Here is a 14,651-nt window from a genome sequence, read left to right on the forward strand (position 1 = left end):
TTGGGGACGTTCTTAAACGACCAGTCATTAAAGAGCGTCCCCAATGGCTACGTCGATGTTTTGGCAACGACAGCGAAAACCCGCCAGAGCGAGCAAGGTGCCTTGAAACAAGGCGGCATTGACCTTCTGGTCATGCCGCCGCAGTTGAAAGGCAGATTGCCGCTCTGGCGGGTTTGCAGCGTCGGCTGGTTACGCGGTTTGGTAAAACCGCGCAACTCTACAGTTCAGTCACGACAACGTTGTTGAAGATTTCATCCCAGCGGTCCATGACCAGGTGGCCGGTCTTGGGATCCATGGCGTTGAGCTTGCCGCAGGTATTGGCGGTCTTGAGCACCGTGACATCGTCGGCACCAGCAGCAATGGCATGCGCAAAGCCAGCGATGGTCGAGTCGCCGGAACCCGTCGCGTTCACAGCCGCAATCGCGGGCGTCTTGGCGCGGAACGCGCGACCTTCATGGAAGCCTACCGAACCGGCAGCGCCCATCGAAACGACAACCCAGGGAATACCGGCAAAACGGTCATCGGCGGCAAGCGCCTCGCGCAGGGCATCGACATCATCGGTCGTAAAGGACGTACCCAGCAGGCCGTTAATCTCGGTCAGGTTGGGCTTTACGAGCTCGGGCTTAGCGTCGGACTCCAGCGCTGCCTCCAGCGATGCACCCGAGGTGTCGAGCAGCACCTTGGCGCCCGCCTCCTCGGCGATCTTGACGAGCTCGGCATAGTAGCCGGCATCGACGCCACGCGGCAGCGAGCCCGAAAGCGTCACAACGTCCGCCTTCGCCGCAAGCTCGGCGAACTTGGCCGTAAAGGCCTCGAGCTCGGCCGGGGCGATTTGCGGGCCGCTCTCCAGCAGCTCGGTCTGATTACCCTCGTGCAGGATATTCAGGCAGATGCGCGTCTCACCGGCGATGGGCACAAAGTCGTTCTTGACGCCGTCGGCATCCATAAGCTCGGCCATATAGGCACCCATGTAGCCGCCGAGCAGACCGGTCGCGAGCACATCGTCGCCCAACTGCAGCAGCACACGGCTCACGTTGAGGCCCTTGCCGCCAGCGGTCTTTTCGGGCGTCACACGGTTAACATCGTCGATGACCAGCTTGTCGAGCTGATAGCGCGTATCAATCGACGGGTTCATGGTAACGGTCAGAATCATATTGAACTCCTGTTCCGGGGCGGCATGACCCACCCCAAACATACGATAGCTCGTTAAAGGATCTCGATCTCAAAGCCGCGGGTGACGGTCTCCCCCGGCTTGGCAACCAGGCAGCCACGCTTGTGCTCCAGAATATCGTCCTCGTCGGAGCAGGTAGACAGGCCACCCCACGGTTCCACGGCCACAAAGTCGCCCTCGGGCTTGCTCCACACAATCAGGTATGGCATATCGGGGAACGTCAGGCGCACGCCCTTGTCCTCGGTTTTCTTGGTCAGCGTAACCACGCGGCTCTCGAACACGTCAAAGATGGTCTCCGCGAAGTCGAAGAGTTCGTGGGTCAGCGGCAGGTTCTGGTCGATCATAGGGTTCTTGCTGCGATGCTCAACATCAATCAAGCCCGTCGAGGGAACGGCAGTACAGAGCTCGGCGGCCTCACGCTGATCAAAACGGAGCTCGTAATCGTCATAGGACTCGCCCTCGTCGAGCGGGCACTTAAAGCCGGGGTGACCACCCACAAAGAATGGCATATCCTCGGTGCCCTCATTGGTCACCTCGTACGACACGGCCACCTTTTCCGAATCGATCGTGTAGCGAGCAACGATCTTAAACGGATACGGGTACTGCTCAAGCAACTCGGCATGGTCGGCAGAGCTTAGGCTCAGCGCAACCATGTTGTCGCTCTGCTCCTCGAGCTTCCACTCCTGCTTGCGGGCAAAGCCGTGGCGGGCAAGCTTGACCTCGCGGCCACCCATGGTCATCGCGCGGCCATCACGAAGGCCGCCGCAAATCGGAAAGCAAATGGGTGCCTGGCCCGACCAGACCGCCGGATCGCCCTGCCACAGGTACTCACGGCCGTTGGCCGCAATAGAAGTGAACGACCCGCCCGCCGTGGTCAACGCCACACGAATCAAACCGTTATCAAGAACAAACTCCATAGGAGCCTTCCCTTTCTTACGACAGCCCGCCAAGTCAATAGGGCTGATAGAAAACCGGCCCGCGCCCCCTCACAGAAACGCGAGCCGTCAACGGACTAGTAAATTACGCCGGATACCCGCTAGTCATGGTATTCGCCGCGGTCCCACTTCTCGAGGAACTCGTCAAAGAAGTGCGGGTCAGCCTGAGCCTCGGCGTCGGCCTTATTGCAGGCATCGATCTTGGCGATCAGGGCATCGTGCTCGGGAGTCTTCTCGTAGGGCTCCTCCAGGAAGGCAAGCATGATATCGGCCATCAGGAACTCGCCGGTGATCTTGCCGCCAAAGCCCACAATGTTGGCGTTGAGCTCACGACGGGCATACAGGGCAGAGGTCATGTCGCGGACCAGGGCGCAACGGGCGCCGGGGACCTTGTTGACGGCGTTGGTGATGCCGATGCCGGTGCCGCACAGGGCCACACCAAAGTCGGCCTTGCCGCTGGCAACAGCCTCGCCCACGGCCTTGCCGTAGATGGGATAGTGCGTACGGGTGTGGCTGTAGGTGCCGCAGTCGAGCACCTTGTAGCCAGCCTGCTCCAGGCGGTCGGCCAGATAGATCTTCTCGTCCGTAACGATATGGTCGCAACCGATTGCGATGGTCTTCTTCATCAGAACGTCCTTTCGTCTGAATTCACAAGTTGAGGTAGAAGTTCGAGTTCTCGGTGGCTCTCGTTAGGCCATCTTGTTGAGCATGTCGACACGGATCTGGTGACGGCCGCCGGCGTACTGTGCACGCAGGAACTCGCGGGCAATCTTCTTGGCGACCTCGGTGCCCACAACGCCCGGGCCCATGGTGACCATGCGCGAGCCGTTGTGCTCGCGGGTCATGTAGGCGGAACGCTCGTCGGAAATGTTGGCGACGACCATGCCCTTGATCTTGACGGCGGCCATATAGGAGCCGACGCCGTACTTATCGAATGCGAAGCCCTGGGAATCCTTGTGCTCCAGCAGGTCCTTGGCAACGGCGGTGGCGGAATCGACAAAGTCCGCGGCAGGGGTCTCGGAATAGTCGACGACCTCGTGACCGTCGGCGATGAGCATCTCCTTGATGGACTCCTTCATCGACATACCGTCGGCATCGGAAGCGATTACAACCCTCATGACATCCTCCTTGAGAGATACGCAGGTGCGTAGTTTCTGTTTGGAAGTGTTGAATCGCGTTCAGGTCCGGGCATCTGAATGTGCGGTTCTTCACTGTTCATGTTTATTTGAACACATTCGAACATCAACTGCAACAATTATTTGTTTGTCTTTGTTCTTTTTTGAACAAATACCGTTCACGGATGATTGCTGACAGTTTGGGATCGGGAAAAACCTAGCCTGCCACATATTCAACAAACAAAAAGGGCGGCCGAGAACGCATCTCGGCCGCCCTTCGGCGGTATACCCCGGTATATACAGCTGTTTTAGTTACTCAGACCGTACGCTCTTCTTGGCATGCTTGGACGGAACACTCAGAAAGCGGCCCGTCAAATAGTTCGCGGGACCGGAGATATCAATCCCCAGCAAGGTGTGCCCCAGCCACAAAAACGCCGCGAGCACCAGCAATGGAATCACGCACGAGGTCACGATCATCACGATGACGCCTTCGATAAGGTCGGTCACCTGCTGCACGATCTCGTCGGTCATCTGCTTGGCACCACTGGTTACCGACGTGACCAGGCTCGAGGCACCGTCGGCAAGCTGCTCAAGCACGTTCTTGGACTCTGTGGACTCGGTCTTTTTCTTGCTTGCTTTGGAGCTGTCGCCATCTGCCGCACTCGCAGCGTCGGCCGCCTTTTGCTCGGCCGCCTCGATGCTCACTCGATACGTTTCGTCGACCTTTTGCGACACCCATACGCTTGCAGGCACCAAGGCCATTCCGATCATGGCGACCACCAGCACGCGAGTCGCCACGCGGCGCAGGACAGCGCTCGTGCTCCAGCGCCCGTGAATGCCGAGCGACACCGCAAAGAGCACCAACGCAAACGGGATCAGGATGCCCAGACCAACCGACCACAAAATGGTCAGCAGGTATTTCTCGAGGTAGAGCACGGCAAGCACGATGCCCAAGTTACCCGAAAGCTGTGCGAGCTGCTCGGCAACCGGTGTTCCCGTATCACCCGGCAGCGCGGTAATGCCCGCAGACAGCGCCACGCACGAGGTCGTGAGCGCCAGTACGTTACCTTTCTTTTGATCGATGACCTCGATGGTGGAGTCCCATGTTTTGGTATCGGCGAAATGCGGACGAGCTGCAAAGCCCGACAGCAGCGCCAGCACCACGAGCGCAACGATAAAGCCAATCTGCAGCTTTTTGTTTGCGCACACGACATCGGACAGGCTGGGCTGCAGCTCGGTTACCGTCGTGTGCTCGGTTATCTGGACAGGACGTCCATGAGCCATCTCATACGCGTCTCTTTTTTGAATTGATCCGTTATCCGGCATTTGGATACCTCCTCAGTCCGGCGTTTAATGCGAAAGGAAGTATACCCACCGAGCGAAAAACCGAACGGAAGGGCGGCAGAGCACCCCAAGACGTCCCCAATGACTAGTCGTTTAAGAACGTCCCCAATGACTATTTCGGGATGAGTTGCGGTGGAATAGGGATTGTTTTGTGCCCGCCGGTCCCTATTCAGTCCCTATTTCACCGCAACTTGGAGGAGTGCAGAAAAAGCCCTGCCGCGGGTAGCGGCAGAGCTTTTGGAAGGGGACTTGGTTGTGAGAGCTCGTTAGGCGAGCTTAGCCTCGAGTGCGGCGATGCGCTTATAGGCATCGATGGTAAAGCGGGTCTGCTTCTCCAGGATCATGGTGGTCATGAGAGTATCCTGAGCGTGAGCCATGATGAAGGTCATCTCCATCTCACCGCCGCCGGCCTCCTGCGAAAGCAGCTTGGTCTGCGTGTCGTGGGCGCCGATAAGTGCATCGCTGGCATCCTTGTGCAGCTGCTCGGCCTTCTCAAAATCACCCTCGCGAGCAGCATCGAGCGCTGCAAGCAGATCGGTCTGGGCGTCGCCCGCGTATGCGACAATCTCGAATCCAACCATCGAGATTTCTTCTTTGGTTGCCATATTGCGTTCCTTTCACATATGAACCAACGGAGAGCATCGCGTCCGGGCATACGCGCTGCGCTGTGTATGGCAGGAACATTAACATTCAAACAAAAAAGAACAGCGCAAAACGTAATTTCGAGCTATGAACGGTCACTTTTCGCCCGTGAACGGTTTTTAAACCAATCCAAACAATATCGAACACAATTAGCGGCAACCCAAACAGGACCGCACCCTAACGCAAATCGCGCACCGTATCGCCCTCTACGAGCATACCGGGGATCAGCATGTGCTCCACGCCAGACGCACCCCCCTCGGCGCCGGCAATCTTGTCGACCGCCCACATGCCGACGCGCTTGTTGTCAAAGCGCACCGTGGTCAGGTGACGGTCGGGCACGATATCGCCCAGGCTGTCATCAACACCCACTACGCTCACATCCTCGGGCACGCGCTTCCCGCGCGACTCGAGCCCACGGATGCAGCCATATGCCATGGCATCGTTGGAAGCATAAATGGCCGTACAGGTCGGATCGTCCGCCAGAGCCTGACCAGCGGCATATCCGCTCTGTGCCGTCCAATCGCCACGGACAAGTCGCGGCGGCTCAATACCATGCGCGCGCAATGTCTCGCGCCAGCCTTCCTCGCGCTGCATGCCCGAAAGCGAGCGCTCGGGGCACGAGATAAAGTGCACGGTCTTGTGCCCCTGCCCCAGCAAATACTCGACAACTTGGCGCGAGCAATCGAACTGGTCGTTGTCGACCGTCGAGCACAGCGGGTGCTCCAGCATGGTAACGAGCACCGTCTGCATACCGGGCAGCGGCTCAAAGGTGCCAAAGTCCGCCGGCATGCGGTTCATAATCACAACCATGCCGTCCACCGGCAGTGCGCTCATGCGCGACGATGCGCTCTCGAGGGTATAGGGGTGTCCGTCTACTTTAGTAAGGGTGATGGCATAGCCGTGTTTGTCGGCAGCGGCGGCAAAGCCCTCCATACGATCGAGGTTACCGGTGCCGGTAATGTTGAACATGGCGACGCCGACCGTCTTGAACTTGCCGCGGCGCAGTGACCGGCCGGCAAAGTTTGGACGGTAGCCAAGCTCGCGCATGGCGGCGCGCACGCGCTCCTTGGTCTCGGGGCGCACGCTGGGCGAATCGTGCACGGTGCGCGAGACCGTCTGTTCCGAGACGCCCGCGAGGCGCGCCACATCTTTGACGGATACCGATTTTTTAACAGCGGCCATAGGTCGATCTTTCTGTGTCAACGATGCCATTGATGGCATCTTGCGCAGTCATTTTAAACGTCTTCAAGTATATCCAACGCCTCCCCCTCAATACGCTCACCACCCAAAACCTACCGTTCACCGACAATCCCGCTTCCACGAACGGCTTTTGTCGCCCAAATGTTAACGTTGCCATTGTGCAAACACAGAGCCACCGGGCGGCTCAATCGTTTACACGCAAGGAATCGACGGTCTACAGGCACAGGGGCCACCGGTTCACATCTTTTTTGTGTCGCAAAATGGCAACGTCAACATTTTGGCAACCAGACGTCAAAAGCTACCATCGTTGCTAACCCACCGACTCTTAGGAGCTTTGCATGGAGCAACTCATCGCCACCATCGAAAAAGGCCAGCCCTTTTTCAACGCGATCGCCCGCAACAAGTACCTCAAGGCGATTCGCGACGGCTTTATCTCCGTCATCCCCATCATCATCTTCTCGTCCATCTTCTGCCTGGTAGCCTCGGTCCCCAACATCTGGGGTTTCTACTGGCCCGATGACATCAACAACGCCCTGTGGAAGTGCTACAACTACTCCATGGGCATCCTGGCTATCGCCTGTGCCGCCACCACGGCCAAGCACTTCGCCGACGCCCAGAACCGCGACCTGCCCAAGAACAACCAGATCAACTTTATCTCGTGCATGTGCGCGGCCATCATCGGCTTCTTGCTCCTTTCGAGCGACACGATCGCCACGGACGCCGCCAGCGGCTTCAACACCACCTACCTTGGTTCCAAGGGCCTGCTGACCGCCTTTATCGCTGCGTTTGTGACCGGCATCATCTACAAGTTCTTCATTAAGCGCAACATCACCGTCAAGATGCCCGAGCAGGTTCCGCCCAACATCTCGCAGACCTTTAAGGACATCATCCCCTTCTCCGTCTGCATCACCGTCTTTTGGGTCTTTGACATCGTCTTCCGCGCTGCCTTTGGCTTCTGCTTTGCCCAGGGCGTCATCCAGGTGTTCCAGCCCCTGTTCACCGCTGCCGACGGCTACATCGGTCTCGCTGTGATCTACGGTGCCATGAGCCTCTTCTGGTTTGTCGGCGTCCACGGTCCCTCGATCGTCGAGCCTGCCATCGCCGCCGCCCTCGTTGCCAACATGACCGACAACCTGGCCGCATTCCAGGCCGGCGAGCACGCCACCGCCGTCCTGACGCAGGGCGCCCAGTACTTCGTCGTCTGCATGGGCGGCACCGGCGCCACGCTCGTCCTGGTCTTTATGTTCTGCTTCCTGGCCAAGTCCCAGGAGATGCGCGCCGTCGGTAAGGCCGCCATCGTCCCCGTGTGCTTTGCCGTCAACGAGCCGCTGCTGTTCGCCGCACCTATCGTGCTCAATCCCGTCTTCTTTGTCCCGTTTGTCTTTGCCCCGATCGCCAACATCTGGATCCTCAAGGTCTTTATCGACTTCTTGGGCATGAACGGCTTTATGTACACCCTGCCCTGGACCGTCCCCGGCCCCATCGGCACCATCATGGGCCTGGGCTTCCAGCCGCTCGCCTTTGTGATGCTCGCCATCATTCTAGTCGTCGACTTTGCCCTGTACTACCCGTTCTTCCGTGCCTATGACGCCCAGAAGTGCGCCGAGGAGGCCGAGATCTCCCAGGAGGAGCTCGCCGCCCAGAACGCCGAGAAGGCCGCCAAGCTCAACGACGCCTTCCAGGGTAAAGCCGACGCCAAGAGTGTTGCCGCCGGCGCCGCTGCCGAGGCCGTGAAGGCCGATGCCCCCGCCGCTTCCGCAGCGCCCGCTGCCGAGGCAACGACCGCCAGCGACCTCAACGGCAAGCGCGTGCTCGTGCTCTGCCAGGGCGGCGGCACCTCGGGCCTGCTCGCCAACGCGCTGGCCAAGGCCGCCAAGGAGCGCGGCATCGATCTTGAGACCGCTGCCGACGCCTATGGCAACCACGTGGACATGCTCCCCGACTTTGACCTGGTCGTCCTGGCCCCGCAGGCTGCCAGCTACCTGGCCGACCTGCAGAAGGACTGCGAGCGTGTGGGCAACAGGTGCGTCGCCTGCCGTGGTAAGCAGTACATCGAGCTCTCCCAGAACGGCGACAAGTCTCTCGCCTTTGTGAGCGAGCAGCTGTCGAAGTAAGTAACGCTTAGGGCCAGCCGACTATCCAAGACCGGCTGGCCCTTCGATTTAAACGATTGGATCATCATGTCCGTTAACCCCGCCAGCGTCACCAACCCGCCCGCGCAGTTCCCCGAGGACTTTGTCTTTGGCGGCGCCACTGCTGCCTACCAGGTAGAGGGCGAGACCCGCACCCACGGTAAGGGCAAGGTCGCCTGGGACGACTTCTTGGAGGCCCAGGGCCGCTTCTCTCCCGATCCCGCCTCCGACTTCTACAACCAGTACCCCGTCGATCTGGAGCTGTGCGAGGAGTTTGGCATCAACGGTATTCGCCTCTCCATCGCCTGGAGCCGCATCTTCCCCGAGGGCACCGGCAAGGTGAACCCCGAGGGCGTGCAGTTCTACCACGACCTCTTTGCCGAGTGTCACAAGCACCACGTTGAGCCGTTTGTCACGCTGCATCACTTCGACACGCCGCTGCCCCTCTTTGAGAAGGGCGACTTCCTCAACCGCGAGACCATCGACGCCTTTGTGGACTTTGCCACCTTCTGCTTTAAGGAGTACGCCGACCAGGTGACCTATTGGTTCACCTTTAACGAGATCTGGGCCGACGCCTCCAACACCTACATCGAGGGCACCTTCCCCGGCGGCGTCAAGGCGCACCTGGCCGAGGCCTTCCAGTGCGAGCACAACATGATGCTCGCCCACGCCAAGGCGGTACTGGCCTTCCATAACGGCGGCTTTAAGGGCAAGATCGGCGTCATTCAGTCGCTGGAGTTTAAGTACCCGCTCAACGAGAACGACCCCGCCGATATCAAGGCCGCCAACAACGAGCACGTGCTGCAGAACCAGTTCTTGCTCGACGCCACCTTCCGCGGCGACTATGCCCCCGACACCCTCGAGTGCGCCAACCGCCTGGCTGCAGTCTCCGGCGGCACCATCGAGATCCGCGAGGAGGATCTCGAGATCATGCGCGAGGCAGCGCTCTACAACGACTACCTGGGCGTCAACAACTACCAGTGCCGTTTCCTCAAGGCCTACGACGGCGAGAACGACCTGCACCACAACGGCACGGGCGAGAAGGGTACCGGCCGCTGGCGCGTCAAGGGCATTGGCGAGCACGTGAACAAGCCCGGCATCCCCACCACCGACTGGGACTGGATCATCTATCCCGAGGGTCTGTTCGATCTGCTCGTCTACATTAAGCAGCGCTACCCCAACTACAAGCAGATCTTCATCACCGAGAACGGCATGGGCTACAAGGACCCCTACAAGGACGGTTTTGTGGACGACCAGCCGCGCATCGACTACATCGAGCAGCACCTGCGCTGGTTGCTCAAGGCCATGGAGGTGGGCGTCAACGTAGGTGGCTACTTCCTGTGGAGCTTGCAGGATCAGTTCTCCTGGACCAATGGCTACAACAAGCGTTACGGCTTCTTCTACGTAGACTTTGAAACCCAGAAGCGCACGCCCAAGGCAAGCGCCTACTGGTACAAGCACGTGGCGCAGACCCGTCGTCTGGACTAGTGGCTGGCGGGGTTGCCCGCTCACACAACCTGTCCCCATTTCTCAGCCGGGGGCGGCACGTCACACGACGCGCCGCCCCCGGCCTTTTTGTTTTTGGGCTGGTCAGGAGCCGTTTGTCTCAATCTGTAACATCTAGCCGAGTTTTTCGGTCCCACCTGTTACAGATTGAGACAAACGAACCAGTCAATCCCCTCAATCTCGATTTGTAACACCTAGCCGAGTTTTTCGGTCCCAACTGTTACAGATCGAGACAAATGAAATAGACCGGGCTGACAATCTCAGCCGCATGCCCCCTTTTGGCCGCATGCCGTCGATCAGATAAAGATCGTCATATACAGAGGTAGATATATCCTATGCCCTTCAGCCCTGAGCTGTTTTGGGTGAAGAACTATCTCTTCTCCGACTCGTCGTTCGAATCGTCTGCCGAAATCGTCAAGCGAGATTGTTGAATACGATTTGGAAGATTTAACTTCAACAGGAGTGACCCGCGGTTTTCCAGCCGCGTCTTCAAAGCCGCGCGAAACAAGAAAATCAATTTCACGCGTTCTGGGCCGACTCCCCTCTGTTTTGGAAGGCTCCTGCCAGCTGTAATAAAAAAGCGAATGCCCCAGACTCTTAAGCTGCTGCGCCACGATGTTCTCGATTAGCATTCCTTTATTAATTGAAATTCTTCCAAATTGAATGTCTCTATGAACATCCATAAGGTCCGGACCATCATCAAACGCCAAGCTCACGAGCAATCCCGTGTCCGCCATATAGCATTTAAGCGAAGACGCGTCCTCGTGCAGGCGGTAACCCACGCTCGGATCACTGCATAAATAGCAACGGTTAATCAGTCGCGCATCCTCAAGCCAGATTAACGCCGACTCATATGTCTCAAAACGGGACCCCTTCTCCAAGCTGTCAAATTTGAACCGTTTATTTGCCGCAGATAATTGACCCGGAATATCGTCATAAACCGCCCGCGCACGTCTAGCGTCCGAACCTCCAAACTTGGCAATGTCCTCCCTGTACAGTGCGATAATCTGCCGTTTAACCCTGTCGCATCCTCTAAAATCATTCTCTGCCACAAAGGAGTCGACCGACTGAGGCATACCACCGACAAGCATATACTCATCAAATAATCTCATGCACGTCGCATGAACGCCGTCCGGAAGCGCGGTCCGAGATTCGCGCGCTTTACGGATCTCTTCTGCATAAAGATCTTTTCCGGTCGCCCAAAGATACTCCTCAAAATCGAGGGGCTCGAGAGGGATTCTTTCTTCCTCTGACGGTATGACAATGCTATCGACATTCTTTTTGATGGAGACAAGAGAGCCTGTCTCGATGTAATCAAATCTGCCGTCTTCTACAAGATGCTTTATGTATTCGCGCGCGATGGGAAACCGCTGCACTTCATCAAAAATGACCAGCGACTCTCTCGGTTCGAGGGCCTTACCATACTGCAGCTGAAGCATGCGTAAAAAAAGATCGACATCTTCACGATGGTTCAGAAATATATCGAGCGTGGCTTTGCTAGCAGCCGAAAAGTCAATGTACAGATAATCCTTGTATTCATTTTGCGCGAAGCACTTGACGAGCGTCGTTTTGCCAACGCGTCTTGCACCCTCAATAAGCACCGCAGTGCGCCCTTGCGAGCGTTCTTTCCACTCCTGCAGACGATCATATGCCTTCCGTTTAAACATAATCTCACCTCAGCATAATTTACGTGCTAGTTTACAAAAATACCGACCTTCAGATATATCTAATAATACAAAAATACCGAGCTTTAAATGAGCTTATATCTACAAAAATACCGACTATTGCATTGGTCTAAACATACATAATACCGAGCTTCATGTATAACGGATGCTATGCCGAGCCGTCTCGATCTGTAACACTAAACCCGGTTTTGGGCGTCTATCTGTTACAGATCAAGACAATTCAACGATGCCGACTATTCGATACGGCGTGGTACAATTATGTCCCAATGCGAAGGAGATACCTATGCCCATCTGTGTGCCCGTCCGAGACATGAAGGACACTGCCACATTCACCGCACTTGTTGAGTCTGAGCGCGACGTCACCGTAACTAAGAACGGCTACGAGGCCATGCACTGCATCAGCAGCGACCAGTATCGCCTCATGCAAGAAGAAATCGCCAAGGCAAAACTGTTGTCTCGTATGATGTTGGCAGAAGACGAAATATCGCAAGGCGACTACAGCGACTACGAATCCTTCGCGGCTTCGATACGAGACAAATATGACCTATAACGTCGTAATCCTCAAAAGCGCGCGATATGAGTACGAGAGTATTGTCGGATACCTTGCTCAAATCCTCAAGAATCCGCGCGCAGCAGGCAATTTTGTCGCTGAGTTTGAATATCAGCTTGATCTGCTTCGCGAGCAGCCGCTCCTGCGACCTCTCTCACACATGCAAGAGCTGGCGGCACGTAATTACCGATCGTTTCCCGTCAACAACTACACCTGCCTTTACAAGTTTGAGCGCGATGCGATCTATATCGCCCACGTCTTTCACCAGTCACAAGACTACGCCCGCCTGATCTAGCACGGCGGCACTCGCTAGCAAATGACCTGCGTGTGCTCCTCGATGGCGGCGCGGTCCTCGTCGGCAATATCCGGCTCGCACACCACGGCGTCCAAGCTGTCCAGGCGGCAGAAGGTGTAGAAGTCGCGTTTGCCGATCTTGCTGGAGTCGGCGATCAGATAGCGCGAGTCCGCCTTGCTAAAGGCGAGCTGCTGGATACGGCCCTCGTCCATGTTGGACGTGGATACGTCACCGTCCAAGATACCGTTGGCGCCGATAAACGCCGCATCGATGCCCAGCGCACGTAGGGTATCCTCGGCCGTCGGCCCCACAAAAGCGGCAGTGCGGCGGCGGTACATACCGCCCACGAGGCACAGCTCGCAGTCCTCGCGCTCCTCGAGCAGGTTGAACACCGAAAGCGAATTGGTCACGATACGCAGGCGAAACGCCGGCAGCATCGAGGCCATCTGCTCAACCGTGGTGCCCGTACCCAAAAAGATGGTCGAGCCTTCCTCGATAAGCTCCACAGCGCGGCGTGCGATCTGCAGCTTTTCCTCGGCATGCTTGGTGCGCTTTTCACTGTGCGAATACTCATGGCGCAGCATAGCGTGCGGACGACCCTGCGCACTACGGGCGCCGCCGTGCACGCGCTCGATCTCGCCCAGGCTCGCAAGCTCCTCAAGGTCGCGGCGGATTGTCATGTCCGATACGCCCAGCGCATCCGAGATCTCCTTGACCGAGACCGTGCCCTGCTCCTCGAGCAGCTGACGAACCTTATCCTGTCGCTCTGCCTTAATCACGATGAATCCTCGCCGTTCTTTGCGCGCATATCATTCAAACAGTAACGAACAAATTGTATCAGACTCGTACGCGTCAAAAATGAACGCCCGCACAGCTCCAATCATCACTTTTTTGAGAAAAATACCCCCAGCTTTAGTGGGGTGTAGTGATAATCTCGCCTGTTCGCGCTACAGTTTGTCGGAATACCTCGATGTTAGGAACCAAATGATCACTTCCGAGCTTTTCGGCACCGCGCCGTGCGGTACCCCCGTTCATCGCTACACCCTCAACGGGCCCGAGATTTGCGTTCGCATTATGGACTATGGCGCCACCGTGCTGGGCATCGATGTGCCCGACATTCCCGGCAACGTACGCGATGTGGTGCTGGGCTTCGATAAGCTCGAGGATTACTTTGACAACCCCGCCTGCTTTGGTGCGACCATCGGCCCCGTGGCAAACCGCACCGCTGGCGCCACGATCGCCATCGACGGCACGGACTGGCATATGCCCGCCAACGAGGGCGCCAACAACCTGCACAGCGACCTTGAGCACGGCCTGCACAAACGTGTGTGGGATGTTGAGCTCGACGAGGTCCATAACGCCGTGCGCATGACCACCTCGCTTAAGGATGGCGAGCTGGGCCTGCCCGGCAACCGAACCTTTACGGCCGTGTTTACCGTTACGCGCACCGGCGTCTTCCGCATCGATTATGGCTGCGAGAGCGACCGCGCCACCTACGTGTCCATGACCAACCACACGTACTTTAACCTTGCAGGCCATAACGCCGGCATGGACTGCGAACATTTCTTTGTCGCCAACGCCGCCCACTACCTGCCCATTAACGAGCAGAACATCCCCACCGGCGAGATTGCTCCGGTCGAGGGAACACCGTTTGACTTTCGCGAGCTTCGCCCCGTCGCACCCGGCATGGAGGCCGACGACCCGCAGATCAAGCAGGCCCGTGGCTACGATCACTGCCTGTGCATCGATGGCTATCAGTACGGCCGCAACCTGCGCCGCGCGATGCACGTCGAGGAGATGTGGACCGGTCGTGAGATGGACTACTACACCACTGCCCCGGGCGTGCAGCTCTACACCGGCAACTGGCTGGGCGACGAGCACGCCAAGGACGATGCCAACTATGGCTGGGGCGCCGGCTTTGCCCTCGAGGCCGAGATGTACCCCGACACGCCGCACCAGCCTCTGTTCCCGCAGGGCATTGTGGGCCCGGGCCATCCCTACAGCAATGTGATCGAATACCACTTTATGAGGCACTAAGCCCGCAACGCGACATATCGCACAGCAGCGCCCGCCGGC

General features: G+C 57.7%; 14 protein-coding genes. 5 read left to right on the forward strand and 9 right to left on the reverse strand.

Annotation, left to right across the window (positions count from 1 at the left end):
• Positions 1-217: 217 nt before the first annotated feature.
• The 7 genes from DW171_RS06445 to DW171_RS06475 form a co-directional block, all read right to left on the reverse strand.
• Complete coding sequence (locus DW171_RS06445; RefSeq protein WP_118270774.1) at positions 218-1,153, reverse strand: hexose kinase; 936 nt, start codon at positions 1,151-1,153, stop codon at positions 218-220.
• A 53-nt stretch (positions 1,154-1,206) separates the two neighbouring features.
• Entirely contained in the window at positions 1,207-2,088 is an 882-nt protein-coding gene (locus DW171_RS06450; RefSeq protein WP_118270755.1) for an aldose 1-epimerase family protein, read from the reverse strand.
• A 119-nt stretch (positions 2,089-2,207) separates the two neighbouring features.
• On the reverse strand, positions 2,208-2,732 hold the full coding sequence (gene lacB / locus DW171_RS06455; protein ID WP_006234831.1) for a galactose-6-phosphate isomerase subunit LacB: 525 nt from the start codon (positions 2,730-2,732) through the stop codon (positions 2,208-2,210).
• 63 nt (positions 2,733-2,795) lie between these two features.
• Positions 2,796-3,224: a galactose-6-phosphate isomerase subunit LacA gene (gene lacA / locus DW171_RS06460; RefSeq protein ID WP_006234830.1), complete on the reverse strand. Its 429-nt coding sequence runs from the start codon at positions 3,222-3,224 to the stop codon at positions 2,796-2,798.
• A 309-nt stretch (positions 3,225-3,533) separates the two neighbouring features.
• The gene (locus DW171_RS06465; protein ID WP_118270756.1) at positions 3,534-4,505 is read right to left on the reverse strand and encodes a hypothetical protein; all 972 of its coding nucleotides are present in this window, start codon (positions 4,503-4,505) and stop codon (positions 3,534-3,536) included.
• Positions 4,506-4,831: 326 nt separating this feature from the next.
• The gene (locus DW171_RS06470) at positions 4,832-5,170 is read right to left on the reverse strand and encodes a PTS lactose/cellobiose transporter subunit IIA (RefSeq protein WP_089572387.1); all 339 of its coding nucleotides are present in this window, start codon (positions 5,168-5,170) and stop codon (positions 4,832-4,834) included.
• 214 nt (positions 5,171-5,384) lie between these two features.
• A complete protein-coding gene (locus tag DW171_RS06475; RefSeq protein ID WP_118270757.1) occupies positions 5,385-6,389 on the reverse strand; it encodes a LacI family DNA-binding transcriptional regulator in 1,005 nt (334 codons plus the stop codon).
• A gap of 356 nt (positions 6,390-6,745) precedes the next feature.
• Between DW171_RS06475 and DW171_RS06480 the strand changes: the two genes are divergently transcribed.
• Positions 6,746-8,521: a lactose/cellobiose PTS transporter subunit IIB gene (locus tag DW171_RS06480; protein WP_118270758.1), complete on the forward strand. Its 1,776-nt coding sequence runs from the start codon at positions 6,746-6,748 to the stop codon at positions 8,519-8,521.
• Between the two features lie 66 nt (positions 8,522-8,587).
• Complete coding sequence (gene lacG, locus DW171_RS06485) at positions 8,588-10,027, forward strand: 6-phospho-beta-galactosidase (protein ID WP_117790538.1); 1,440 nt, start codon at positions 8,588-8,590, stop codon at positions 10,025-10,027.
• Positions 10,028-10,341: 314 nt separating this feature from the next.
• Here lacG and DW171_RS06490 read toward each other — a convergent pair whose 3' ends face one another.
• Positions 10,342-11,712, reverse strand: coding sequence for an ATP-binding protein (locus DW171_RS06490; RefSeq protein ID WP_117629883.1), 1,371 nt, complete (start codon positions 11,710-11,712; stop codon positions 10,342-10,344).
• Positions 11,713-12,013: 301 nt separating this feature from the next.
• On the opposite strand from DW171_RS06490, the gene DW171_RS06495 reads away from it, so the two are divergent.
• Positions 12,014-12,280: a type II toxin-antitoxin system Phd/YefM family antitoxin gene (locus DW171_RS06495; protein ID WP_118256586.1), complete on the forward strand. Its 267-nt coding sequence runs from the start codon at positions 12,014-12,016 to the stop codon at positions 12,278-12,280.
• On the forward strand, positions 12,270-12,575 hold the full coding sequence (locus tag DW171_RS06500) for a type II toxin-antitoxin system RelE/ParE family toxin (RefSeq protein ID WP_118270759.1): 306 nt from the start codon (positions 12,270-12,272) through the stop codon (positions 12,573-12,575). Before DW171_RS06495 ends, DW171_RS06500 begins: the two co-directional genes overlap by 11 nt.
• Positions 12,576-12,589: 14 nt before the next feature.
• On the opposite strand, the gene DW171_RS06505 is transcribed toward DW171_RS06500, so the two are convergent.
• Positions 12,590-13,354 (reverse strand): DeoR/GlpR family DNA-binding transcription regulator, encoded by a 765-nt coding sequence (locus DW171_RS06505; protein WP_233539123.1) that lies wholly within the window; start codon positions 13,352-13,354, stop codon positions 12,590-12,592.
• A gap of 205 nt (positions 13,355-13,559) precedes the next feature.
• Between DW171_RS06505 and DW171_RS06510 the strand changes: the two genes are divergently transcribed.
• On the forward strand, positions 13,560-14,612 hold the full coding sequence (locus tag DW171_RS06510) for an aldose epimerase family protein (RefSeq protein ID WP_117635796.1): 1,053 nt from the start codon (positions 13,560-13,562) through the stop codon (positions 14,610-14,612).
• Positions 14,613-14,651: the final 39 nt, after the last annotated feature.

The sequence above is a fragment of the Collinsella sp. AM15-2 genome, assembly GCF_003471985.1.
In the GTDB taxonomy this organism is placed as follows: Bacteria; Actinomycetota; Coriobacteriia; order Coriobacteriales; family Coriobacteriaceae; genus Collinsella.

Coding starts and splice junctions, on each gene's coding strand:
- lacB (WP_006234831.1), bottom strand. CDS start 2,732: ATGAAGAAGACCATCGCAATCGGTTGCGACCATATCGTTACGGACGAG.
- DW171_RS06450 (WP_118270755.1), bottom strand. CDS start 2,088: ATGGAGTTTGTTCTTGATAACGGTTTGATTCGTGTGGCGTTGACCACG.
- DW171_RS06500 (WP_118270759.1), top strand. CDS start 12,270: ATGACCTATAACGTCGTAATCCTCAAAAGCGCGCGATATGAGTACGAG.
- DW171_RS06475 (WP_118270757.1), bottom strand. CDS start 6,389: ATGGCCGCTGTTAAAAAATCGGTATCCGTCAAAGATGTGGCGCGCCTC.
- DW171_RS06480 (WP_118270758.1), top strand. CDS start 6,746: ATGGAGCAACTCATCGCCACCATCGAAAAAGGCCAGCCCTTTTTCAAC.
- DW171_RS06510 (WP_117635796.1), top strand. CDS start 13,560: ATGATCACTTCCGAGCTTTTCGGCACCGCGCCGTGCGGTACCCCCGTT.
- lacG (WP_117790538.1), top strand. CDS start 8,588: ATGTCCGTTAACCCCGCCAGCGTCACCAACCCGCCCGCGCAGTTCCCC.
- DW171_RS06470 (WP_089572387.1), bottom strand. CDS start 5,170: ATGGCAACCAAAGAAGAAATCTCGATGGTTGGATTCGAGATTGTCGCA.
- DW171_RS06490 (WP_117629883.1), bottom strand. CDS start 11,712: ATGTTTAAACGGAAGGCATATGATCGTCTGCAGGAGTGGAAAGAACGC.
- DW171_RS06465 (WP_118270756.1), bottom strand. CDS start 4,505: ATGGCTCATGGACGTCCTGTCCAGATAACCGAGCACACGACGGTAACC.
- DW171_RS06445 (WP_118270774.1), bottom strand. CDS start 1,153: ATGATTCTGACCGTTACCATGAACCCGTCGATTGATACGCGCTATCAG.
- lacA (WP_006234830.1), bottom strand. CDS start 3,224: ATGAGGGTTGTAATCGCTTCCGATGCCGACGGTATGTCGATGAAGGAG.
- DW171_RS06495 (WP_118256586.1), top strand. CDS start 12,014: ATGCCCATCTGTGTGCCCGTCCGAGACATGAAGGACACTGCCACATTC.